Origin of the sequence: Streptomyces sp. CC228A, from assembly GCF_021390935.1 — a bacterium.
Taxonomy (GTDB): domain Bacteria; phylum Actinomycetota; class Actinomycetes; order Streptomycetales; family Streptomycetaceae; genus Streptomyces.
Window position 1 is genome coordinate 524,928 of record NZ_JAJPUI010000002.1, and the last position, 21,823, is coordinate 546,750.

A 21,823-nucleotide genomic window follows, 5' to 3' on the forward strand; every position below is an offset into this window, starting at 1 on the left:
AGGGCCCGGCACCCGCAGCACAGGCCACTGAGAGGCACCACCCGTGACAATCGACATCGAGAAGAAGGGCCCGGAGGGCGCCACCCCGCCCTCCGGCCCGGAGGCGATCAAGGCGATCCCCGTTCGCCACTACGGCCGGTACATCGCCGCCGTCGTCGCCATCGCGCTGCTCGCGGCGATCGTGTACGCGTTCGCCCAAGGCAAGATCAACTGGGACGCGATCCCCGAGTACTTCTTCGACGACCGCATCCTCGAGGGCGTCGGCCAGACCCTCCTGCTGACCGTCCTTTCCATGGCCATCGGCATCGTCGGCGGCATCCTCCTCGCCGTCATGCGGCTGTCGAAGAACCCGGTGACGTCGTCGATCGCCTGGTTCTACATCTGGTTCTTCCGGGGCACCCCGGTCCTCGTCCAGCTCTTCGTCTGGTTCAACCTGGGCCTGGTCTTCGAGTACATCAACCTCGGGCCGTTCTACAAGGACGAGTGGTCCGACTTCATGACGCCGTTCCTGACGGCGCTCCTGGGCCTGGGCCTGAACGAGGCCGCCTACATGGCCGAGATCTGCCGCGCGGGCCTCCTCGCGGTCGACGAGGGCCAGACCGAGGCCTCCCACGCGCTCGGCATGAGCCACAGCAAGACGCTGCGCCGCATCGTCATCCCGCAGGCCATGCGCGTCATCGTGCCCCCCACGGGCAACGAGGTCATCAACATGCTGAAGACGACCTCCCTGGTGGCCGCGGTGCAGTACTACGAACTGCTGCGCAACGCGCAGGACATCGGCCAGACGTCCGGCGCCCCGGTGGAGATGCTGTTCCTCGCGGCCACCTGGTACCTGCTGATGACGTCGATCCTCAGCGTCGGGCAGTACTACCTGGAGCGGTACTACGCGCGCGGCTCCTCCCGCACGCTGCCGCCCACCCCGTGGCAGAAGGTCAAGAAGAACCTGCTGTCCTTCTCCAGCCGTCAGGGAGTCAAGGCATGACCGCCATGGTGAAGGCCGAGGGCGTCCACAAGTCCTTCGGCGCCGCACACATCCTCAAGGGCATCGACCTGGAGGTGCAGCGGGGCGAGGTGTTCTGCCTCATCGGCCCGTCCGGCTCCGGCAAGTCGACCTTCCTGCGCTGCATCAACCACCTGGAGCAGATCAGCGCCGGACGGCTCTACGTCGACGGCGAGCTCGTCGGCTACCGCCAGAAGGGCGACAAGCTCTACGAGCTCAAGGACAGCGAGGTCGCGCTGAAGCGGCGGGACATCGGCATGGTGTTCCAGCGCTTCAACCTGTTCCCGCACATGACGGCCGTCGAGAACGTCATGGAGGCGCCGGTCCAGGTCAAGGGCGAGTCCCGGTCCAGCGCGCGGGAGCGTGCGCTGGAGCTGCTGAACCGGGTCGGGCTGGCCGAGCGGGCCCACCACTACCCCTCGCAGCTCTCCGGCGGCCAGCAGCAGCGCGTGGCGATCGCCCGCGCGCTCGCGATGGAGCCGAAGCTGATGCTGTTCGACGAGCCGACGTCGGCGCTGGACCCGGAGCTGGTCGGTGACGTCCTCGACGTCATGCGGGACCTGGCCGAGTCGGGCATGACGATGGTCGTCGTGACCCACGAGATGGGCTTCGCCCGGGAGGTCGGCGACTCGCTGGTCTTCATGGACGGCGGCGTGGTCGTGGAGTCGGGCAACCCGCGCGACGTCCTCACCGACCCGCAGCACGAGCGGACGAAGGCGTTCCTGTCCAAGGTCCTGTGACGGCGGCGAGAGGGGCGGTACAGGTGCCCGGCACCCGTACCGCCCCTCTCCGCGTGCTGCGCCGCGCCCGCCTACCGCAGGGCGAGGACCAGGGCGTCCGACGGCGACGCCCACACCGTCCTGGCCTCCGCGAAGCCCGCGTCCAGCAGGGTGCGGGTGTGCCACTGCATCGAGGGGGTCTCGCCGTCCGCGTGCTCGCCGTAGATCGCGAACCGCTCGGCGGTCGGCGCGGCGAGCACCGGGTCCTCGGCGGCCAGCCGCCACCACTCCGCCCAGTCGGGCACGCCCGCGGCCTTGGCCCGGTCCATCGCGGCGTGCCGGTGGGCGCGCTCCGCCGCGTTGATGCGGGGCGTGGTCTCATCGATCATGTGGTCGGCGTTCATGAACACCCCGCCTTCCCTGACGACGCCGGCGAGCTGCCCGTACAGGGCGGCCAGCGGCCCGACGCGGAGCCAGTGCAGGGCGGTGGCGGTGAGCACGGCGTCGTACGGCCCGTCCGGCAGCAGCCCGGTCCACCCGGGGTCGGTGAGGTCGGCCCGTACGAACCGGACCCGGCCGTCACCGGCGAAGTACCCTTCCGCGATGGCCAGAAGGGCGGGGTCGAGGTCGACTCCCACGCTGGTGGCGTCCGGGAACCGTTCGAGCAGCCGCTTCGTGATACTCCCCGTGCCGCAGGCGAGGTCGAGCACCCGGGGAGCGGTCCCCACGCACGCCTCGACCATGTCGAGCATGACGCGGAAGCGCTCCTCCCGGTCCGGCATGTACCACTCCTGTTGCCGGTCCCAGCTGTCCTGCCAGGCCGTCCAGTCGGTGGTCGCGACGGCTTCGCCCATGACACCCTCCGTAACACCCTGATAGCGAGCGCATCCCTTACGCTTGACGTGTGGCACCCTAACCCGCTCCGGTAAGGACTACAAGTGGAACTGGCCTATTACTCCGACTATGCCGTGCGCCTGGTGAACACCGAGGAGCCGGCACGCAGCACGGACACGCTGACCTCAGCGGAGGCGGTCCGCGCGCTCTTCGGGGACATGACGCAGATGTCCCGGCGGGTGACGGACGCCGACGTGACCCGCTTCCGCGCGGTGCGGGGCCGGCTGCGCGCGGTGTTCGCCTCCGCCGACGCCGGCGACCACGCCCGCGCGGTGGACCTGCTGAACTCCCTGCTGCTGGAGTTCCCCGTCAGCCCGCAGATCTCCGGCCACGACCTCCTGGACGACGAGGGCCGCCCCCGCTGGCACCTCCACCTGGCCGAGCACCCCTCGAACGCGACCGCCGGGTACGCGGCGATCGCCGCCATGGGCCTGGCCTTCCACCTCACCGAGTTCGGCGCCGACCGGCTCGGCCTGTGCCAGGCGCCCCCCTGCCGCAACGCCTACCTCGACACGTCCACCAACCGCTCCCGCCGCTACTGCTCCGACCGCTGCGCGACCCGGGCGAACGTGGCGGCCTACCGCGCCCGCAAGCGCCTGGAGAGCGCCGGCACGGGCCGCACCGGCAGCGAGGCGAGCCAGCCCAGCACGGCGAGCGGGGAGCGCTGACGGCCCACCCGGATCCGCCGGTACCGCAGCAGCGCCCGCCCCAGCAGCAGTTCGTCGGGCACCACCCCGAACACCCGGCTGTCGACCCCCTCGGCCGCGGGGTTGTCGCCCAGCACCCACCAGCCGCCGTCCCGCCGCTCCGCGAGCCGCTTGACGATCAGCAGGTCCTGCTGGAGCGGATGACGCAGCACCACCACCGCGCCGGGCCGCAGCGCCGCCCCGTACCGCACGACCAGCAGGTCCCCGTGCCGCAGCGCCGGGGCCATGGAGGGGCCGCCCACCTCGGCGACCCCGAAGGGCAGCAAGGGCCTCCGCGCCGACCGCTCGTCCTCCAGCGCCATGCGCACCTCCCTGGTGTCACGTCGTCCGGTTCCTCCACGAGCCCCATGATCACCCTGGACTTTTGTCCTAAGCCCCCGGGGGCACTCGCGTAAACCCGTCTCTCACCGAGTAATGTCCCACCTGAGAAGACGATCACGAGGAAGGACAGCTTCATGCTCTCCCGCCTGTTTGCCCCCAAGGTGAAGGTCAGCGCGCACTGCGACCTTCCCTGCGGCGTCTACGACCCGGCCCAGGCCCGTATCGAGGCCGAGTCGGTCAAGGCCGTCCAGGAGAAGATGGCCGCCAACGACGACCCGCACTACCAGGCGCGCGCGACGGTCATCAAGGAGCAGCGCGCCGAACTGGCCAAGCACCATGTCTCGGTGCTGTGGAGCGACTACTTCAAGCCTCCGCACTTCGAGAAGTACCCGGAGCTCCACTCCCTGGTCAACGACACCCTGAAGGCCCTGTCGGCCGCCAAGGCGTCGACGGACCCGAAGACCGGCGAGAAGGCCCTGGAGCTCATCGCCGAGATCGACCGGATCTTCTGGGAGACGAAGAAGGCCTGACCTTCCGAGATCCCGCCCCTGCGGTCCCCGCAGGCGAGAACGGCCCGACCCGCACCCCGCGGGTCGGGCCGTTCCGTGTTTCTGGGCCTTCTGGGAGGCGCACGGGAGACGACACGGTCGGAAAGACACTGCGGATCTTCGTCAGCCGCCCTCGCCGAGCATGACGAGCCGCCCCGCCCATGCCCGGACCGTGGCCAGGTGCCCAGCGCACAGACCGGCACGGGGATCAGGCTGGATCAGGAGGGTTGCCGCACCTCGGATGGTGCGGGCTGCGGCCCATTCATGGTCGAGGCTGGTGAAGTCGTCGTCGATCCAGACGGCGGGGGCGTCGCCCAGCCAGGCGTCGACGTGGTCGCGCTTCCAGAGATAGCCGTTGGGGTGGCTGGTGGTGATCTGAGGGCGCGGCAAGTCGACGTACGGCAGGTCCGGGAGGCCCAGAAGCGGGCCGATGAGGGTGGTGGCGTCCTGTCGCCAGCTGGTGCACCAGACCGGGGCGACCAGGCCGGTGCGGATGACGTCCATGAGCAGGCGGCTGTGGTCGGGGTTGAGCCAGACGGTGACCGGGTTGTGGGCGCTGCGGCCGGCGGGGACGACGTCGTGGCAGGCGTGCGTGGCCGGGGTCGAGCCGTGCTCGTCGGGGAAGGGTATGAGGACGCCGTCGATGTCGAGAAGCAGGTAGGGCGGGCGCATCGGTTCCTCCGGGGGGAAGCCGGACGGGGGCTGTCAGAGCTTGCGGGCGCGGATCAGCAGGGTGGTGGGCCAGTGGCCCATGCGGGGGTCGTGGAACTCCTGGGCAGAGGTGAGCCAGAAGCCCGCCCGGCTGAGGTGCTTCTTCCAGCGGCCCGTGGAGAACTCCCATCGGGCGATGGGGAGCCGGGAGCGGTCGGGGAGGGTGACGAAGTCGCGGCGGGGCCGGTCGTCGCCTGAAGGGCTTCGGCCGCCACGCTGCGGGTGGGGGACGGAGAAGGCGAGCACTCGTCCGGGCATGAGGCGCTGCGCAATGGCCGGCAACAGGAGCTCGGGGGCGACGAGGCCGACGGCGCCGAAGACGGAGTAGACCGCGTCGAACTGCTCGTCGGAGGCATGCAGGTAGTGCAGGGCGTGGCCGGCGACGAAGGTGAGGTTGTTCAGCCGCCCGTAGTGGGAGCGGGCGCGGCGGATCTGGAGGCCGACCAGGTCGATGCCGGTGACGTGAGCCCCGTGGCGGGTGGCGAGGTGGGCGGCGTTGTGGCCGGGGCCGCAGCCGACTTCCAGGAGTCGCTTGCCGCGTAGGTCGGGGCCCAGGATCTCTGCTCCGGGGCCTTGGCCGGGTCTGGTGGTCCATTCCATCCGGGCGGGTACGGCCAGGGGTTCGGCGAGTCCGGCGGCGGTGCGCTGGAGGGCGTGGGCGTGCCAGGGGGATGCCTGGGCTAGCACGTCAGATCTCCAGGAGGTGGAGGACATCGGTGAGGTGGCGGCGGACGGCCTTGATATAGGCGGGGTCGGTGGCCGGGTCGTTGATCCAGCGGACGGCCTGCTCCATGAACCACTCGACGGCCCACATGCGGTGCCATCCCAGGGCCCAGTTCTCGACGGTGAGCCCGCCGCGCGGGGCGAGGGCGTCGGGGGTGCCGCCAGCGGTGACGTACTGCTCCAGGAAGACGCGCAGGCGCACGGGGTGCGACGGATCGATGGTGCCGTGCCAGCTGGCGAGGTCGAGCAGGCCGGGGCCGGTGAAGGCGCGGGCGAAGTCGAGCAGCCGCCACCCCCGCTCACTGATGTGGAGGCTGGTGGGGTGAAACTCGGAGTGCACCCAACCGAACGGCTCCAGCGTCGCTCCGGCCGAGCGGGCCTTGGCGGCCTGGGCGATCCGGTCGAGCGCGTCCTCGACGTCGTAGGCGTCCTGCCACCGCTCGGCCTTGCGCAGCCGTTCGAGGTGCTCCAGCGCCCGGGCCGGCAGCGTGCGCAGCCGCTCCTGGTCGAGGACGGGCAAGGGAGGAGCCGTACGGGTGCTGTGCAGGATCACGGCTGCGGCGACGCCGTCGAGGTCGTCGGCCTCGCGGACGGACGGTCCGAGGTCCTCCATGAGCATGCCGAGCCAGCCGTCCAGGACGGCGGAGGCGTGGACCTGGGGGACGGGTACGCCGAGGGTGTGGGCCAGGCGGAGGGCCTGGTCCTCGCTGTCGAAGGGCTTCTTGGCGTACTTGAAGATGGCGGTGGCATCGTCGGGGAAGGTGACGCGCTCGACGCCGGACATGGACCACACGCGTACCTCCTCCCGTACGGCGGTGGCCTGGCCGGTCGCGGTGAGCAGGTTGTCGAGGAGTTCGGCGCTGGGGTTCGTGGTCACGTGAGTGCTCCGGGGAGGGGTGGTGGCGTCCGGGGCGGGCGGGAGATGCCGACCCGCCCCGGAGCCTGATCGGGTGGGGTTACGCGACGGGGTTCACGCGGTGGGCGTAGACCTGCTCGATCCAGCCCGCCTTGAACGCGGCGAGGTCGTCGCGGAAGTTCGCCATCGAGGCACCGTAGGGCGCGACCACGCCGCCGGACTGGTCCGGCACGGACTGGCAGCCGTGCACGAGCCGGCCGCCGAGCGCGGCGTGGGCCTTGATGGACTCGATCCGGCGGTGCTCGTTGAACCAGCCGCCGTGGTAGACCTCATCGAGCATGCCGCCCATCTCGTCGTCCAGGTCGAAGACGACGGAGGTGGCGGCGGGGAAGAACCAGCACGGGCCGACGTTGGAGATGTGCCCGTCGAGCTCGACCTTGTTGAGCGCCATGAGCGTGGCGGCCTCGCGGAGCATCCGCAGGTGGTCGGCGGTGATCTGCGGGAGGCCGAGGCCGGCCAGGTGCTCGTCGCGGAAGAGGTAGGCGTACACCTCGTACGCGGTGGCCACGACGCGGGCGGCGTCGGAGGTGGACTCGCTGTGCTGCTTGATGAAGTCGAGCGCGAGCTGCTCGACCGCGCTCTCGGTCGTCTCGTCCACTTCCAGGAGCTGGGCCTTGACCAGCTCCCAGTCGGCGACGAGCCAGGTGTTCGACTCGAAGCGGAAGAAGTACTCGGCCGGGTCGATCGTGATGCGCCGGCCGTCGACCTGGATGCCGGGCAGGCGGCTCCAGCGCGGGTCGAACGCCTCGGGCAGCTCGACCGTGATGGCCGTGGTGTCGATGGTGGTCACCGTGTCTCCGTCTCTGATCGGCCGGGTTCGGGCACAGGAATGCCCGAGCCCGGTGTGGGCGTACGGAACTTCGGGGTGCCGCCCGGACCAAGGGGGAGCCTGGATCACGGTCGTGCCGTTCCGGGCGGCTGCTGATAAGTGAACCGGTGGTCACGCTCAGTGGGTACGGTGGAGTGCAGTTGAAGCGGTATACGCGGTTTACAGCTCCAGGGCGGAGGCGATCGTGGCGGCGCAGAGAGAACCCAACTCCCGTCTGCGCGACGTCATCGCGGCGGTCGACTGCACCTACGAGGCCCTCGCCAGAGACGTGCGGCGCATCGCCGCCGAGAACGGCGAGATCCTCCAGACCAACAAGTCGGCCATCTCGCACTGGGTGAACGGCACCCGCGCCCCGTCGGGCCGGGTAGGCCAGTACCTGGCCGAGGCGCTGTCCCGCCGAGCGAGGCGCATGGTCACCCAGACCGAGATCGGCCTCCAGGCCAGCGATGACGAAGCACCGACGGCATCCGACCCTGTCCTCGCCGCCACCGACCTGGGCCGTGCCGACGTCGAGCGCCGCCGCTTCCTCGCCATCGCGGCCTTCACCACCGCCGGCGTCGCCATGCCGCTCGGATACGACCACGAAGCCACTGCCCGCATGCTCCGCGCCCGCACCGGCACGTCCGTGGTCGGGGCAGAGGACGTGGACGTCGTACGGCAGATCACCGCGGCCTTCAGCGCCGCCGACGAGCGCCTCGGCGGCGGGCACGGCCTGACCACCGTCACCGCGTACCTCGCCGACACAGCCGCCCCCATGCTCCGCGGACGCTTCCCCAGCGAAGCCTTACGTCGGGCGGCCTTTGGTGCCGTCGCCGAACTCGCCTACCTCGCGGGGTGGAAGCACCACGACCTCGGCGAGGAAGGCGCCGCCCAGCGCTACTACCAGGTCGGCTACAAGCTCGCCTGCGAAGCCGACCCCTACGGCCACGCCTCCTGGATGATGCGCGCCCTCGCCCACCAGGCCCTCAGCCTCAAACAGCCCCACCACTGCGTCGACCTCGTCGAAGGCGCCCTGAAGCGCGGCCTCGGCCACGTCGACGGCCAGACCGAGGCCCTCCTTCACATCACCCACGCCCGCGCCTACGCCGCCACCAACGAGCACCCATCGGCTGCGCGCGCCCTGCTCGCCGCCGAAGACGCCCTCCTACGGGACGACGGCCCTCAGCCCAGCTACTCCCGTGTGAGCGGCCCCGCCGCGGGCACCGTGGCCAGCCACACCGCCCGCACCCTGACTGACCTCGCCGACCACATCGGCACCGAACAGCAGCACCGAGACGCCCTCACCCGCTGGGACCCGGAGAAGTACAAGCGCGTCCACGCCCTCACCCACGCAGACCTCGGCGACAGCCTCGCCGCCCAGGCACGCGCCGACGAGGCCGTTGCCGCCTGGACCCAGGCCCTGGTCCTCATGGAGGGCATGACCTCCGACCGCACCCGCAAGGCGATCACCTCGATCCGCTCCACTCTCGCGGTCTACCAGAGGCGCAAAGTGCCCGGTGCCGCTGATCTCGCTCGCCGCGCCCGCGAGGCCCTCGCCTAACATGCCCAACAACCCGCCCGACGAAGGGAACACCGTGGCCCAGCAGACCGACGACCAGCCGAAGGCCCTCAAGCCGGCGCTCGAATCCATGACCCTGCTGGTCGCCGCGGTCATCGTCCACGACAAGGCCACCAACCGCGTCATCCTCCTCCAGCGCAGCGAGAACGCGAAGTTCGCCCAGGGAATGTGGGACCTTCCCGTCGGCAAGAGCGAACCTGGCGAGCCGATCACCGAGACGGCTGTCCGCGAGCTCTACGAAGAGACCGGTCTGACCGTGAAGCCCGAGTCTCTCAAGGTCGCCCACGTCATCCACGGTGCCTGGGGCGTCGAGGCCCCCAACGGCTTCCTCACCGTCGTCTTCGCCGCCCACGAATGGACCGGCGAACCCGAGAACCGCGAACCCCGCAAGCACTCCCAGGTCCTGTGGGTTGACGCCGACGCAGTACCCGAGAATTTCGTCGACACCACTTCAAGCGCCCTTCACCGATACCTCACGGGAGGCCCGGAGGTCTCCCTCGACGGCTGGCATTAGAAGCGTCAACTGCGGCGCGACTAGTTGCCAGGGCGGCCCGTCACCAATTGAGCCTGCCTCCTGGTGGGGCGGCGATCCCGTTCTCAGCAGAGCAGGCACACCCAGCCGACGCAAAGCCCATGGCAAGCAGACGCTGCCAGTCAGTGGCTGACATTCTTCCTCTGCATGCGCTTCACAATTCTCTCCTCGGCACGATCAATTTCGACTTGCGCATCCTCAAAGGCGCGCGAACAAGCCGACCTGATTTCCTCAATCGCCCGCACGCAAAGAAGCGCCTCAATATCTGGACCTTCCGGAGCTCCGCTAACCGCAAGAGAGAACGTAACCTGAATCAACGAGTTGAGCGCCATGATCGCCGGATCGATAAGCCCTACATTAGCCTTTCCAGCATCCCGCAGGACAAGCCCTCGGTATTCTATGAAGTTCTGGCCGAGCCCCCTGGCACCACAATGCACCTCACTGCTTGCCCATTGATAATAGGGGCGCACATGGCTCAGGGAGGTTTTCTCCTCCAGCTTGCGCAGGTTATCATCCGGTGAAAATCTCTTGGCCCATCCGTAATCACGCTTGAAGCTCTGCCCATATTTCGCGAGCACTTCAGCGTATCGCTTTTCGAGCTCGTCAACGTACGCCTGCTCAAGCGGCTCCTCGCCAAGAGTTGCGTGATCCCTTTGGAACTGGAGAGCGTCACGCCTCAATCCAACGATTTCGTGATCAAGAAATCGTTCGGCGAGGTCATGATGGTCAGGGTCGGCGGCTGCGTCTGCAATCACGCAAGCGATGACAGCCGTCTCATGAAGCGTGCGGCATCGCGCCATGGCGCCCCTTGGATGCCCATGCGAGAGAAGGGTAAGAACCTCGCCTGCTATGCGACAAGCGGTGACATGAAGACCCGTAAGGGCTTCCAGCGTGTGCTCCTGAGCGGGCGCCAGGCTCTCCCTCTTCTTGTGTGCCTCCCTCTCACCCAATTCGGCACACACCGAATGAAGGACCCAGTAAAGATCGAGGGCTTTACCCCACTTCTTCTGGAGTCTCCGATCGAACCGACGATCTATGCGCTTATTCGCTCGGAGCGTTCGCTTGTCCTTTATCATCGCGGCAGCCAACTGAGGCGCCAATTCGTTAATCACATCGGGGACCGCAGTGGAGATCAGGTCGCCGACGCGCTCAGGATCCAAACCTTTTCGGAGCTGGTCCAGCACAGCATCTTCAATTGCGCGCGTGAGGAAATCGCCGTCGACGTGACGCGTACGTTTGAACTTTCCGAGCATGATGGTCCTCTGGTGTGAGTTCTGCCGCACTTTAACTCGGGACGGCAGAGACTGCACGCATTTTCCGACCCTGATCAAATCGGCAGGAGCGAGCCTCCTGGCCGGCGGCTCCACGCCGCTGAAGCCGTGCCCCCTGCCCGAGAGCACCGCCCCATGGATGCTCGACACCCGTGGCGGCCCCGCGGTGCATAGCCCGGGGGCGCCGGCGGGAGGTCAGTCGGCGTCCGGTGCGGGGGCGGGGTGGCGGACGGCCTTCTTGAGGGCCGTTTCGACGTCGTAGCGGTTCTGGCCGGTGGCCTGGGCGTGGGCGGTGATGGCCGCCTGCACCTTCGCCGCCGTCTCCACCGTGAGGGCGCCTGCCTGCTGTTCCGCCCAGGCCGCGCGCTCCAGTTCGATCAGTTCGTCCGTGAGTTCCACTGCCACGACCGGATCGTAAGGCCAGGTCGGATCGGGTACCGGGCAGCGTGGCGGGGCCGATCGTGTGGTGGCTGCGCCGGGCCGGGCCGCCGCCCGCAGGTACGGGCCGGACGGGGCGCGGACCGCCGGGCGGGCGGTGGCGTCCGCTCCCGCGCCGCCCGGGCCGTGGAGGCCGTACCGCTCGCCACCGGCCCCGTGCCGCGCGGCGGGCGAGTGCAGGCCTCCTGCCCCCGGTCGCCGACAGGGGCGGCGGGTCAGCGTGGAGGGCCGGGAGGCGCCGGCCGTCGGCGGCGCCCGGGGACGCTGCTGCGGGTGCCGTGCGGCGACCACCTGCCGGGCGAGGCGCGGGCCGGGTGGATGCCGGACGCCGCCGACCGGCGGCGGGGCGCCACCTCGGGCGGTGGGTCAGCCGCACAGCAGCGGGCTTCCGTGGCGCAGCAGCCACTGCCGGTACGGCGCGGCCCGCAGGGCGGCCTCGCGGTAGGCGGCGGCCAGTTCGGCGTACGCCGTGTCGTACGTCTGCCGCTGCCCGTCGGGCGCCCGGTGGTAGAGCAGCAACCGGACGGCCAGCGGGTCGCCGTGCAGCGGCCGGATGGCCATGTCGTCGCGGGGGCCGGACGTCGGCTGGCAGGGGGCGACGGCCTCGCCGACGACGATGAGCGAGGCCGCCGTGTGGTAGTCGGCGCACATCAGGGGCGGATCGATCCCTGCGGCGCCGAGGACCCGGCGCAGGCCGTCCCATTCGCCGTCGACGCTGGGGTCGACCATCCAGCGGTCCTGCGCCAGGTCCGCGAGGTCGACGACCTGGGCGGCGGCGGCCGGGTGGTCGGCGGCCATGGACACGAACTGCGGCTCCCGCTCGACGAGGACGCGCCCCCGCAGGCCGTGCGGGACGCGCAGCGGGCAGCCCTCCACCTCGTGTACGAACGCCACGTCGAGCTGGCCCGCGGCGACGGCCAGGAGCAGGGCGCCGGCCGAGACGTCCATGTGCAGGGCGACGTCGGTGCCGGGGAGCCGCTGCCGCAGCCTGCGCAGCCAGCCGGCGAGGGCGCGGCTCGCCGTGGAGCCGACGCGCAGCCGGGTGCCGTCGGCGCGGGCGGCGGCCGCGCGCGTCTCGGTGACCAGCAGCGCCATCTGCGCGACGAGCGGCCGGGCGCGGCCGAGGACGGTGCGGCCGAGCGGGGTGGGGCGGCAGCCGGTGCGGCCTCGGGTGAAGAGGGCCCCGCCGAGGGCGTTCTCGATGCGCCGGAGCTGGGTGGTGAGGGACGGCTGCGTCATCCCGAGGTGGCGGGCGGCCTTGTGCAGGCTGCCCGTGTCGGCGATGGCGCACAGCGCCCGCAGGTGCCTCACCTCCAGCTCCATGCCCTGAGCGTAGGGCGGTCCCGGCCCGCCGCACCAGACGCACCCGCCCCGCCATTTCCGGTCAGTCTCAAGGGAGTTGAGGTGGCGATGCGTCTGTGCTATCGCCGCTTGGCATCATTCCGCACCGCCCGGGGCCTGCCCGACACTCTGTCGCAGCCGGACGCGCCCACCCAGCCGTCCGGACGGACAGGTGAAGGAGCCCCCCATGAAACCCCCACCCCGTATCTGAGGTCCGTGCTGGCCGCCGCGCTCGGCGTCGCCGCCGCCTGCGCGGCGCTGCCTGCCGCGTCGGCCACCGCGGCCACGCCCGCCGCCGCGCCCGCCGCCGCGGGCTACGCCGCGTACGCAGGTTCCGCCGAGAACGCGAAGGCCAACCGGGCGTTCTTCGAGGCCGTCATGGAGTCGGTCGCGAAGAAGCGGGCCGCGAACCCGGGCGCGCAGGCGGTCACGGTGGTCTACTCGGCCGCGAACGCGCCCGGTTTCCGCACGCAGATAGCCCGCTCCACGCAGATCTGGAACAGCTCGGTCAGCAACGTGAAGCTCCAGGAGGGCAGCAACCCGGACTTCCGCTACTACGAGGGCAACGACTCGCGCGGCTCGTACGCCAGCACCGACGGGCACGGCCGGGGGTACATCTTCCTGGACTACCGGCAGAACCAGATCTACAACTCGACCCGGGTGACCGCGCACGAGACCGGGCACGTCCTCGGGCTGCCGGACCGCTACTCGGGGCCGTGCAGCGAGCTGATGTCGGGCGGCGGCCCGGGCCCGTCCTGCCAGAACGCCGTCCCGAACCAGCAGGAGCGCCGGCGCGTGGACTACCTGTGGCGCTACGGCCTGGCGGCAGCAGCCTCGGCGAAGGCCTCCTGACCCTCGGGGTGCCCCGTCGGACCGGTGCGTCCGGCGGGTGCCCTGACCGCGAGGGGCCGCGCCGCACCGGGCGCGGCCCCGGCGGCAGCCGCCCGGCCCCGGCGGCAGCCGCCCGGCCCCGGCGGCAGCCGCCCGGCCCCCGGCGGCAGCCGCCCGGCCTTGGGCGGCCGCGCCCAGAGGTGTACGCATCCGAGTGGAGGCCGCATGACGCGGCCGCCGCACCGCGGGGACCGCACCGCGGGAACGCCCCGACCGTCTCGGGCCGCGGCCGCCGCACCGCGGGGAAGGCCCCGCAGTGACCGCCCCGCAGGGAAGGCAAGGCCCCGCGGGGACCGCACCGCAGGGAAGGCCCCGACCGTCCCGGGCCGCGACCGCCGCAGCGGGGACCGCGCCCCGCGTGGAGGTCCCCGCCCGGTCGTCCGGGCGTGGGGTCAGGCGGCCTCCAGCAGTCCGCGGGCGAACCGCGCCCCGGGCGGGAGTTGGCGCAGGATGCGCCCGAGGGCCTGCTCGAAGTCGCCGGCGGTGACGCCGGACTCGTACGCCGCTCCGCCGCAGTGCAGCGTGAGTTGCAGGTCCACTCTCTCGGGTGAGCCGTCGGACAGCGCTTCGCCGATGCTCAACAGGCAGCTGAGCGTGCCCTGTTGGGTCCCATGGTCCAGGACGACTGGAAGCGGCAGGTCCCACTCCAGTACGCAACCGGCCAGCGGGAGGCCGCCGTTGCCGTCCGTCGCCCGCAGGGCGGCGAGGCTGCCGCCCGTGTACTCCGCACCCCTGATACGGGTGGTGACGGTCCGTCCGTCCGCCGTGAGGACGATCGCTTCCGCGCCCCGGCGGTCCCGGTACCAACCGGTCCAGACGTCCGTCGAGTCAGAGACTTCCGATGACATGGCGCGGACTGTAGCGGTATGACTGGCTCCGGCGCGCAGCCGGACACCCCCGCGGCCGGACTTCAGCCGATCTTGGTGCTGTTGCCCGGCTCGTTCCGGGATGCTCGTCCGTCGCGCCTGCCGCGGCGCCTCCGGCGGCGCTCGGCGTGCGCCCTGACCTCGGCTTCGCCCGGCGTCCTCCCGAAGAGGGCGCGGCCGGCGTCGGAGCAGGTAAGCGGCTCCCAGCGCGGCACCCAGGCACCGAGCACCTTGTGTCGTCTGATGGCCGTACCGACGGGCTGCCCGCAGCCGGACAGGCGGGTTCCCGCTCGGCCTGCGGGCCGCGGACGGTCCGCAGCGGTACGTCGCCCATGCTTCCAGGGTGGGCCGCCGCACTGCGACGACGGCCGGCGCCTGCGGGTGGTACGCGCGGACGAGCACCCCGCTGCCGAAGGCGTGGACGTCCTCCGGGGCGGAGTCGGCCACGGAGGGCGCGGCGCCGCCGCGCACGGGCGTCCCCGAGCCGTAGATCTGCGGGTACGCCGTGAGGACCGGCTCGTTGATCTCGTCGCGCCGCCACCCCCGCCACCTGCCCGCCCCCGCAGAGCCGGACAGCCGACCCGCGCCCGGCCCGGTGGGGCCGGGCATGTGCCCACCCCCGCCAAGCCGACCCGCGTCCGGCCCGCAGGGCCCCCGGGCGTGCGCCCGCCGCCCGCGAATGCCCGCGGCACCGGCGTCCATCCGGGCCCGCACCGCCGCACGGAAGCACCCCGCCAAGCGCCTTGGAAGCACCCCGGAAGCCCCCGCCCGCCCCGGCCGAGCCGCCCGCGCCCGCACGGCCGGGCGGGCGGGGGCCGCGGTCCTGCTCCCGCTCCTCACGCTCGCGCCGTGTCGCACGGCCGGGCGGGCGGGGGCCGGGGCCCCGGCTGGTCAGCCCGTACGGCGGGTCACGAACTCCGCGAGCGCCAGCAGGTCGCCCGCCGCCGCCAGGTCCGGCACGGCGAGGCTGAGCTGGTCCAGGGCGCGCGCCATGCGGTCGCCCGCCTCCGCCTGCGCCCAGTCCCGGCCGCCCGCGCGCTCCACCGCGTCCGCCGCGCGCCGGACGTCCTTCTCCTCCAGCAGCGGCCCCCGGTACAGCGCGGCGAGCTCCTCGCCGTCCGCCGTGCCGGAGGTCAGCGCCGCGACGACCGGCAGCGACTTCTTGTGGGCGGCGAGGTCCGCCCCCGCGGGCTTCCCGGTCAGCTCCGGATCGCCCCAGATGCCGATCAGGTCGTCGATGAGCTGGAACGCCAGTCCCGCCTCACGCCCGAAGGTGTCCATGGCGGCCACCTCCGCCTCGCCGGCCCCCGCGTACAGCGCGCCCATGGCACAGGCGCAGCCGAGCAGGGCGCCCGTCTTGGCCTCGGCCATCCTCAGGCACTCGTCCAGGGACACGTCCAGCGGGGCGCGGTCCTCGAAGGCGCAGTCGGCCTGCTGGCCCGCGCACAGCTCGATCACGCACGTGGCGAGCCGCGCCGAGGCGGCTCCGGCCTGCTCGTGCCCGTCGTCGGCGAGGACCCGCAGGGCGAGCGCGAGCATGGCGTCGCCGGTGACGAGGGCGTCCGGGACGCCGAAGACGGACCAGGCGGTGGCCCGGTTCCTGCGGGTGGGGTCCTCGTCGACGATGTCGTCGTGGAGGAGCGTGAAGTTGTGCGCCAGTTCGACGGCGGCGGCCGCCCGCACCGCGTCGGCCGGGTCCCCGCCCAGGGCGTCGGCCGCGGCCAGCACGAGGGCCGGCCGGATCGCCTTGCCCGCCCGCCCGTCGGCCGGCGCGCCGTCCGCGTGCTCCCACCCGAAGTGGTAGGCGGCGACGCGCCGCAGCGGCCCCGGCAGCGAGTCGACGGCGGTGCGCAGCACGGGGTCGACGGCGGCGCGGGTGCGGCCGAGGAGCGCCGCCGCGTCCGGGCCGCCCTCGCCGTCCCGCCGCGCCCCGGCCCTGTCCGGACTGGTCATCGTCACGGTCTCCTCCTCCGGCTCGTGTCTTCCCCTCGGGCTTCCCCTCGGCCGTGGCTCGTACGCACCGGTCGGCCGCGGTCGGGTGCGGGCAGGGGTACGGGCGGGGGCGACGGTGCAGGGCGCCCCCGCCCGTACCCGGTCTCACCGCCAGCGGTCGATCTCGACGTTCTCCAGCACGCCGAGCGCGTCGGGCACCAGGATCGCGGCGGAGAAGTAGGCCGTGACGAGGTACGAGATGATCGCCTGCTCGTCGATGCCCATGAACCGGCACGACAGGCTGGGCTCGATCTCGTCCGGCAGTCCCGTCTGGTGGAGGCCGACGACGCCCTGGTCGGCCTCGCCGGTGCGCATGCACAGGATGGACGTGGTGCGGGCGTCGCTGATCGGGATCTTGTCGCACGGGAAGAGGGGCACGCCGCGCCAGGTCGGGATGCGGTGGCCGCCCATGTCGATGGTCTCGGGGACCAGTCCGCGCCTGTTGCACTCGCGGCCGAAGGCGGCGATGGCCTTGGGGTGGGCGAGGAACAGCTTGCTGCCGCGCCGCCGGGAGAGCAGCTCGTCCATGTCGTCCGGGCTCGGCACTCCGTCGTGGGGCTGGAGCCGCTGGCCGTAGTCGCAGTTGGCCAGCAGGCCGAACTCGGGGTTGTTGACCAGTTCGTGCTCCTGGCGCTCCCGCAGCGCCTCGACGGTGAGCCGCAGCTGCTGCTCGGTCTGGTTCATCGGCTTGTTGTAGAGGTCCGCGACGCGGGTGTGCACCTTCAGCACGGTCTGGGCGACGCTGAGCTCGTACTCGCGGGGCGCGGGGTCGTAGTCGACGAAGGTGTGCGGGATGACCGGCTCGCCGCTGTGCCCCGCGGCCAGGTCGATCTCCTTCTCGCCGTGCTGGTTGGTCCGCTGGTGCGGCAGGGCGGCGACGCCGGCGAGGTGGGCGGACAGGCCCTCGGCCCGCTCCGCGAGGTGGAGGACGTCGGCGCGGGTGAGCTCCAGCACCGTGCAGGAGGTGGCGGCCCGGTGGGAGTACTCCCAGGTGCCGTCGCCGTCGACGAGGGCGGTGTCGCCGAAGTACGCGCCGTCGGCGAGCACGTCGATCACGGCCTCGTCGCCGTACGGCCCGGTGCCGATCTTCTCGACCTTGCCGTGGGCGAGGAGGTAGACGCGGTCCTTGGGGGCGCCGGCCTCGGTGACGACCTGGCCGGGCCCGAACGTGCGCTGGGCGCACCGGCCGGCGAGCTCGGTGAGGGCGGCCTCGTCGTCGTACCCGCGCAGGGCCGGCAGTTCGCGCAGCTCGGCGGGGATGACCTCGACCCGCTCACCGGTCTGGACGAAGGTGACGCGGCCGTCCCCGATGGCGTACGCGAGGCGCCGGTTGACCCGGTACGCACCGCCCTGGACCTGCACCCAGGGGAGCATCTTCAGGAGCCACCGCGAGGTGATCTCCTGCATCTGGGGGACCGACTTGGTGGTGGTGGCCAGGTTCCGTGCCGCCGCGGTGCCGAGGCTCTGCTGCGGTGGCGCCTGTTCGGCCCGCACCTCGTCGCCGACCGAACCAACCGAACCAACCGACATGGACTTTCCCTCTCGATCATCAGGTGACCTGCCGGAAGGATGCTTTCAGCACGTGGCGTGAGGGTGCCATTACACAAATGAGTGGGACTGGATGACCATATGCCGGGGCAGCGCGGGCCGTTCTTCGAACGCCCTGCGGGTGCGCTCAGGGCTGCACGGCGGATCGGGCGGCAGGGTCCGGCGGGAAGTGATCGCGTTGTCCGGAACCTTTCGAACGGCCCGGGCGGGCGGTTTCGCGGAGGGCACGCTTCCGCCATGGCCACTCCCCTTTCCGCAGGTACTTTCCTGAAGGCACTACGCACCGAGGGCCTGACGGTCGTCGAGGTCGACGGCTGGCGGACCCGCAACCGGAACCACGCCGGCCCGTGGGGGCCCGTCCACGGCGTGATGATCCACCACACGGCGACCCGCGGGGCGGCGCGCACGGTGGAGATCTGCCGCGACGGCCGGCCGGACCTGCCGGGCCCGCTGTGCCACGGTGTGATCACCAAGGACGGCCGGGTCCACCTGGTGGGGTACGGCCGGGCGAACCACGCCGGACCCGGCGACGACGACGTCCTGCGGGCGGTGGTCGCCGAGCGGGGGCTGCCGCCGGTCAACGAGGCGAACACGGACGGCAACCGCCGCTTCTACGGGTTCGAGTGCGAGAACCTCGGGAACGGCGACGATCCGTGGCCGGCGGCCCAGCTGGACGCCATCGCGCGGGCCGCGGCCGCCGTGTGCCGCCGGCACGGCTGGACGGCACGCTCGGTGATCGGCCACCTGGAGTGGCAGCCGGGGAAGGTGGACCCCCGCGGCTTCACGATGGACGGGATGCGCGCGCGGGTGGCGGAACGCCTGAAGTGACCGCCGCTCCCGCGCGGCGGGCGGGGCGGCTGAGCCGCCGGCACCGGCGGCGGTACGGGACGCCCCGCGGTCGCCCCGGGGGCGTGGCCAGAGAAGGCCCGGCAGGGGCGCAGGCCGCCGGCGGGAGTCCGGACCGGGCCCCGCACCGCAGGCCGGTGCCGCCCGCGTCGCCCGTCACGCCGGAGCAGCGGGGCCCCGCGCGGCCGGGCGCGCGGCCGGGCGCGCGGCCGAGCGCGCAGGCCGCCCGACGGTCCGGACACCGCGGGCCGGTGCACGACCGGCGGCGGTGACGCGGCACCGGCGGGCCGCGAGCCCCTGCGCGGGCGGCCGCGCGGACTCGGCACCCTGAGCACCGTGGGCCGGTGCACGACCGGCGGTGCGGGCGCGGCGCCCCTGGAGCCCCGAGGGCGCCGCTGGCCGGGCGGCGGCGGTACGGCCGGGGCGCGGCCGCGGGGCTGGCGCGACGCGGCATGCAGGGAGCGACCGCCGCGGCGGGCGGGCCGGCGCACGTGCCGCCCTCGGCCGCGGCGGCGAGGCGCGGGGGACAATGGGCGGATGGACGACACGCGTACGCCCGCGGCCCCCGCAGCGCTCCGGGCGCTCGGGGTGTCCGGGGCGCGGCTGCCGTCGCCCGTCCAGGAGGTCGAGGACGACCGGTTCACCGGCCGCGGGCTGCGGCTGCTGCTCAAGCGCGACGACCTGATCCACCCGGAGCTGGTGGGCAACAAGTGGCGCAAGCTGGCCCCGAACCTGGCCGCGCTGGCGGGCGCCCCCTGCTCACGTTCGGCGGCGCCTACTCCAACCACCTGCGGGCCGCGGCCGCGGCCGGGCGCCTGCTGGGCGTGCCCACCATCGGGGTCGTCCGGGGCCAGGAGCTCGCGGACCGGCCGCTGAACCCGTCGCTGGCGCGGTGCGCGGCCGACGGGATGCGGCTGGTGTTCGTGGACCGGGCCACCTACCGGGCGAAGGACGACCCGCAGGTGCGGGCCCGGCTGCTGCGGGACGCACCGGAGGGCACCGCGGTGGTGCCGGAGGGCGGCAGCAACGAGCTCGCGGTGGGCGGCTGCGTGGAGCTCGGCCGGGAGCTGCGGGGCCGGGCGGACGTCGTGGCGGTGGCCTGCGGGACGGGCGGCACACTGGCGGGCCTCGCGGCCGGTCTGGGACCGGACCAGCGGGCGCTGGGGTTCCCGGTGCTCAGGGGCGACTTCCTCGGCGGGGAGGTGCGGCGGCTCCAGGACCGGGCCTTCGGAGGGCCGGCGGGCGCGTGGAGCCTGGACGGCCGCTTCCACTTCGGCGGCTTCGGCCGCACGACGCCGGAGCTGGAGGCGTTCGCCGAGGACTTCGGGGCGCGGCATGGGCTCGCCATCGAGCGCCTATATGTCGCCAAAATGCTGTACGGGCTGGTACGCCTCGCCCAGGAAGGCGCCTTCGCTCCGGGCACGGCGCTGGCGGCGGTGGTGACGGGCGGCCCGGAGCCGGGTGCGGGGACAGGCGGACCGGAGTGCGCGGCCCTGGGACGGGACGGTTCGACGGGGTGAGGTATGGGTACGTCAACCCTCCGCCGGATGCTCCGGATTGGACCCCGCAAACCTCTAGCCACTGTACGTACCCATGTGCTTACCATGAGTGACAGGCGCTGGGACCAGGGGCCCCGGCGACACGGCACCATGGATCGCGATAGCGTCACGGCGACTACGCACTCCTGCGTACCGCACGGTTCCGGGGAGATCTCGCTTCCCCCGGACCCCGAAAGAGTTTGTGCCACCTTGGAGGTGAGGGTGTCCCAGATCGCAGGCGAGCCCGGGACCCAGGACTTCGTGGAAGTCCGGCTGCCCGCTGCGGGTGCCTACCTGTCCGTGCTGCGTACGGCCACGGCCGGCCTGGCGGCGCGTTTGGACTTCACCCTCGACGAGATCGAGGACCTGCGCATCGCGGTCGACGAGGCCTGCGCGATCCTGTTGCAGCAGGCCGTGGCCGGCTCGGTGCTCAGCTGCGTGTTCCGGCTCATCGACGACTCCCTGGAGGTCACGGTGTCGGCGCCGACGACCGACGGGCGGGCGCCGGAACGGGACACGTTCGCGTGGACGGTCCTGTCGGCCCTGGCCGGCAAGGTGGACTCGTCGGTCGCCGAGGACAACACGGTCTCGATCAGCCTGTACAAACAGCGCGGCGCGGGTCCCGGGCCGGCGTGAGGGACGGGGGCGGTCCGGTGCGGAACGAGGAGCGCGGCCCCAGGGCGCCCCGCGCGGCGGAGGGCGCCCCGGGCATCCCGGAGCAGCAGGCGCGGCCGCATCCGGAGGACGGTCTTGCGGAGGCGCCCTACCAGGCGCGGGCGAAGCGGGCGGCGCAGATGAGTGAGAGCGGAAGCGAGAACGGGCACGGTCGGCGGCCGGGCGGGACCCGGACGCAGCAGGCGGACGGCCAGGACCGCAGCGGCGCGCGGGCGATGTTCGTCCGGCTCCGGCAGCTGCCGGACGGTTCGCCGGAGCGGGCGGAGCTGCGCAACCAGCTGGTGCGCATGCACCTGCCGCTGGTCGAGCACCTCGCCCGCCGGTTCCGCAACCGGGGGGAGCCGTTGGACGACCTGACGCAGGTCGCCACGATCGGCCTGATCAAGTCGGTGGACCGGTTCGACCCGGAGCGGGGCGTGGAGTTCTCCACGTACGCCACCCCCACGGTGGTCGGCGAGATCAAGCGCCACTTCCGCGACAAGGGCTGGGCGGTGCGGGTGCCGCGCCGGCTGCAGGAGCTGCGCCTGTCCCTGACGTCGGCGACGGCGGAGCTGTCGCAGCTGCACGGCCGCTCCCCCACGGTCCACGAGCTCGCGGAGAAGCTGGGCATCTCCGAGGAGGAGGTCCTGGAGGGCCTGGAGTCGGCGAACGCGTACTCGACGCTGTCCCTGGACGTCCCCGACACGGACGACGAGGCCCCGGCGGTCGCGGACACGCTCGGCGCGGAGGACGAGGCGCTGGAGGGCGTGGAGTACCGGGAGTCCCTCAAGCCGCTGCTGGAGGACCTGCCCCCGCGGGAGAAGCGCATCCTGCTGCTCCGCTTCTTCGGCAACATGACCCAGTCGCAGATCGCCCAGGAAGTCGGCATCTCCCAGATGCACGTGTCGCGGCTGCTGGCCCGCACGCTGGCCCAGCTCCGCGAGAGGCTGCTGGTGGAGGAGTGACACGGGGGGCCGCAA

At 72.3% G+C, this 21,823-nt stretch carries 22 protein-coding genes and 1 pseudogene; 11 read left to right on the plus strand and 12 right to left on the minus strand.

All coding sequences use genetic code 11. From position 1 onward, the window contains the following. Positions 1-43: 43 nt before the first annotated feature. Positions 44-982 carry an amino acid ABC transporter permease gene (locus tag L6E17_RS07665; protein WP_236240004.1) on the plus strand — a complete coding sequence of 313 codons (939 nt, stop codon included), beginning with the start codon at positions 44-46 and terminating at the stop codon, positions 980-982. Further along, positions 979-1,740 carry an amino acid ABC transporter ATP-binding protein gene (locus L6E17_RS07670; RefSeq protein ID WP_308315842.1) on the plus strand — a complete coding sequence of 254 codons (762 nt, stop codon included), beginning with the start codon at positions 979-981 and terminating at the stop codon, positions 1,738-1,740. The genes L6E17_RS07665 and L6E17_RS07670 overlap by 4 nt, the downstream gene beginning before the upstream one ends. Before the next feature lie 71 nt (positions 1,741-1,811). Here the strand turns inward: L6E17_RS07670 and L6E17_RS07675 are convergent, their stop codons facing one another. Further along, positions 1,812-2,573, minus strand: a complete 762-nt coding sequence (locus L6E17_RS07675; RefSeq protein WP_236240005.1) for a trans-aconitate 2-methyltransferase — start codon at positions 2,571-2,573, stop codon at positions 1,812-1,814. Between the two features lie 84 nt (positions 2,574-2,657). Here L6E17_RS07675 and L6E17_RS07680 point away from each other — a divergent pair, with 84 nt between their 5' ends. Further along, positions 2,658-3,281, plus strand: coding sequence for a CGNR zinc finger domain-containing protein (locus tag L6E17_RS07680; protein WP_236240006.1), 624 nt, complete (start codon positions 2,658-2,660; stop codon positions 3,279-3,281). Here the strand turns inward: L6E17_RS07680 and sodX are convergent. Then, positions 3,191-3,622, minus strand: coding sequence for a nickel-type superoxide dismutase maturation protease (sodX, locus tag L6E17_RS07685; protein WP_236240007.1), 432 nt, complete (start codon positions 3,620-3,622; stop codon positions 3,191-3,193). The two genes, L6E17_RS07680 and sodX, sit on opposite strands and share 91 nt — an antisense overlap. Positions 3,623-3,775: 153 nt before the next feature. Here sodX and sodN point away from each other — a divergent pair, with 153 nt between their 5' ends. After that, positions 3,776-4,171 carry a superoxide dismutase, Ni gene (gene sodN / locus L6E17_RS07690; protein WP_236240008.1) on the plus strand — a complete coding sequence of 132 codons (396 nt, stop codon included), beginning with the start codon at positions 3,776-3,778 and terminating at the stop codon, positions 4,169-4,171. A gap of 141 nt (positions 4,172-4,312) precedes the next feature. Here the strand turns inward: sodN and L6E17_RS07695 are convergent, their stop codons facing one another. From L6E17_RS07695 to L6E17_RS07710, 4 genes are all read right to left on the minus strand, one after another. Continuing rightward, positions 4,313-4,861, minus strand: a complete 549-nt coding sequence (locus tag L6E17_RS07695; protein WP_236240009.1) for an HAD domain-containing protein — start codon at positions 4,859-4,861, stop codon at positions 4,313-4,315. Between the two features lie 33 nt (positions 4,862-4,894). Beyond that, positions 4,895-5,587, minus strand: coding sequence for a bifunctional 2-polyprenyl-6-hydroxyphenol methylase/3-demethylubiquinol 3-O-methyltransferase UbiG (locus L6E17_RS07700; RefSeq protein WP_236240010.1), 693 nt, complete (start codon positions 5,585-5,587; stop codon positions 4,895-4,897). Between the two features lies 1 nt (position 5,588). Further along, positions 5,589-6,500, minus strand: coding sequence for a phosphotransferase (locus L6E17_RS07705; RefSeq protein ID WP_236240011.1), 912 nt, complete (start codon positions 6,498-6,500; stop codon positions 5,589-5,591). 79 nt (positions 6,501-6,579) lie between these two features. Continuing rightward, on the minus strand, positions 6,580-7,329 hold the full coding sequence (locus L6E17_RS07710; RefSeq protein ID WP_236240012.1) for a hypothetical protein: 750 nt from the start codon (positions 7,327-7,329) through the stop codon (positions 6,580-6,582). Between the two features lie 223 nt (positions 7,330-7,552). Between L6E17_RS07710 and L6E17_RS07715 the strand changes: the two genes are divergently transcribed. Further along, positions 7,553-8,908, plus strand: a complete 1,356-nt coding sequence (locus L6E17_RS07715; protein ID WP_236240013.1) for a tetratricopeptide repeat protein — start codon at positions 7,553-7,555, stop codon at positions 8,906-8,908. A gap of 1 nt (position 8,909) precedes the next feature. After that, positions 8,910-9,440 carry an NUDIX domain-containing protein gene (locus L6E17_RS07720; RefSeq protein ID WP_236240014.1) on the plus strand — a complete coding sequence of 177 codons (531 nt, stop codon included), beginning with the start codon at positions 8,910-8,912 and terminating at the stop codon, positions 9,438-9,440. A gap of 140 nt (positions 9,441-9,580) precedes the next feature. Here the strand turns inward: L6E17_RS07720 and L6E17_RS07725 are convergent, their stop codons facing one another. The 3 genes from L6E17_RS07725 to L6E17_RS07735 form a co-directional block, all read right to left on the minus strand. Continuing rightward, a complete protein-coding gene (locus L6E17_RS07725) occupies positions 9,581-10,711 on the minus strand; it encodes a DUF5677 domain-containing protein (RefSeq protein ID WP_236240015.1) in 1,131 nt (376 codons plus the stop codon). Between the two features lie 213 nt (positions 10,712-10,924). Next, complete coding sequence (locus L6E17_RS07730; RefSeq protein ID WP_236240016.1) at positions 10,925-11,134, minus strand: hypothetical protein; 210 nt, start codon at positions 11,132-11,134, stop codon at positions 10,925-10,927. A 399-nt stretch (positions 11,135-11,533) separates the two neighbouring features. Further along, positions 11,534-12,490 carry a LysR family transcriptional regulator gene (locus L6E17_RS07735; RefSeq protein WP_236240017.1) on the minus strand — a complete coding sequence of 319 codons (957 nt, stop codon included), beginning with the start codon at positions 12,488-12,490 and terminating at the stop codon, positions 11,534-11,536. A 225-nt stretch (positions 12,491-12,715) separates the two neighbouring features. Between L6E17_RS07735 and snpA the strand changes: the two genes are divergently transcribed. Beyond that, positions 12,716-13,360, plus strand: a complete 645-nt coding sequence (gene snpA, locus L6E17_RS07740) for a snapalysin (protein WP_236240395.1) — start codon at positions 12,716-12,718, stop codon at positions 13,358-13,360. 431 nt (positions 13,361-13,791) lie between these two features. Here snpA and L6E17_RS07745 read toward each other — a convergent pair whose 3' ends face one another. From L6E17_RS07745 to L6E17_RS07755, 3 genes are all read right to left on the minus strand, one after another. Continuing rightward, complete coding sequence (locus L6E17_RS07745; RefSeq protein WP_236240018.1) at positions 13,792-14,247, minus strand: DUF6304 family protein; 456 nt, start codon at positions 14,245-14,247, stop codon at positions 13,792-13,794. A 909-nt stretch (positions 14,248-15,156) separates the two neighbouring features. Next, a complete protein-coding gene (locus L6E17_RS07750; protein ID WP_236240396.1) occupies positions 15,157-16,218 on the minus strand; it encodes a family 2 encapsulin nanocompartment cargo protein polyprenyl transferase in 1,062 nt (353 codons plus the stop codon). Between the two features lie 144 nt (positions 16,219-16,362). After that, positions 16,363-17,787 carry a family 2B encapsulin nanocompartment shell protein gene (locus L6E17_RS07755; protein WP_236240019.1) on the minus strand — a complete coding sequence of 475 codons (1,425 nt, stop codon included), beginning with the start codon at positions 17,785-17,787 and terminating at the stop codon, positions 16,363-16,365. 255 nt (positions 17,788-18,042) lie between these two features. On the opposite strand from L6E17_RS07755, the gene L6E17_RS07760 reads away from it, so the two are divergent. From L6E17_RS07760 to L6E17_RS07775, 4 genes and pseudogenes are all read left to right on the plus strand, one after another. Further along, positions 18,043-18,633 carry an N-acetylmuramoyl-L-alanine amidase gene (locus tag L6E17_RS07760; RefSeq protein ID WP_236240020.1) on the plus strand — a complete coding sequence of 197 codons (591 nt, stop codon included), beginning with the start codon at positions 18,043-18,045 and terminating at the stop codon, positions 18,631-18,633. Between the two features lie 555 nt (positions 18,634-19,188). Then, positions 19,189-20,171, plus strand: a pseudogene (locus L6E17_RS07765) (1-aminocyclopropane-1-carboxylate deaminase/D-cysteine desulfhydrase). A gap of 240 nt (positions 20,172-20,411) precedes the next feature. Next, entirely contained in the window at positions 20,412-20,825 is a 414-nt protein-coding gene (locus L6E17_RS07770) for an anti-sigma regulatory factor (RefSeq protein WP_071270557.1), read from the plus strand. Next, positions 20,822-21,808 carry an RNA polymerase sigma factor SigF gene (locus tag L6E17_RS07775; RefSeq protein ID WP_374109011.1) on the plus strand — a complete coding sequence of 329 codons (987 nt, stop codon included), beginning with the start codon at positions 20,822-20,824 and terminating at the stop codon, positions 21,806-21,808. Before L6E17_RS07770 ends, L6E17_RS07775 begins: the two co-directional genes overlap by 4 nt. Positions 21,809-21,823 lie beyond the last annotated feature (15 nt).

Bases quoted from the DNA above. Each gene is read 5' to 3' on its own strand.
- L6E17_RS07745 (WP_236240018.1), bottom strand. From the start codon at position 14,247: ATGTCATCGGAAGTCTCTGACTCGACGGACGTCTGGACCGGTTGGTAC.
- L6E17_RS07750 (WP_236240396.1), bottom strand. From the start codon at position 16,218: ATGACCAGTCCGGACAGGGCCGGGGCGCGGCGGGACGGCGAGGGCGGC.
- L6E17_RS07695 (WP_236240009.1), bottom strand. From the start codon at position 4,861: ATGCGCCCGCCCTACCTGCTTCTCGACATCGACGGCGTCCTCATACCC.
- L6E17_RS07670 (WP_308315842.1), top strand. From the start codon at position 979: ATGACCGCCATGGTGAAGGCCGAGGGCGTCCACAAGTCCTTCGGCGCC.
- L6E17_RS07760 (WP_236240020.1), top strand. From the start codon at position 18,043: ATGGCCACTCCCCTTTCCGCAGGTACTTTCCTGAAGGCACTACGCACC.
- sodX (WP_236240007.1), bottom strand. From the start codon at position 3,622: ATGGCGCTGGAGGACGAGCGGTCGGCGCGGAGGCCCTTGCTGCCCTTC.
- L6E17_RS07675 (WP_236240005.1), bottom strand. From the start codon at position 2,573: ATGGGCGAAGCCGTCGCGACCACCGACTGGACGGCCTGGCAGGACAGC.
- L6E17_RS07720 (WP_236240014.1), top strand. From the start codon at position 8,910: ATGCCCAACAACCCGCCCGACGAAGGGAACACCGTGGCCCAGCAGACC.
- sodN (WP_236240008.1), top strand. From the start codon at position 3,776: ATGCTCTCCCGCCTGTTTGCCCCCAAGGTGAAGGTCAGCGCGCACTGC.
- L6E17_RS07735 (WP_236240017.1), bottom strand. From the start codon at position 12,490: ATGGAGCTGGAGGTGAGGCACCTGCGGGCGCTGTGCGCCATCGCCGAC.
- L6E17_RS07725 (WP_236240015.1), bottom strand. From the start codon at position 10,711: ATGCTCGGAAAGTTCAAACGTACGCGTCACGTCGACGGCGATTTCCTC.
- L6E17_RS07755 (WP_236240019.1), bottom strand. From the start codon at position 17,787: ATGTCGGTTGGTTCGGTTGGTTCGGTCGGCGACGAGGTGCGGGCCGAA.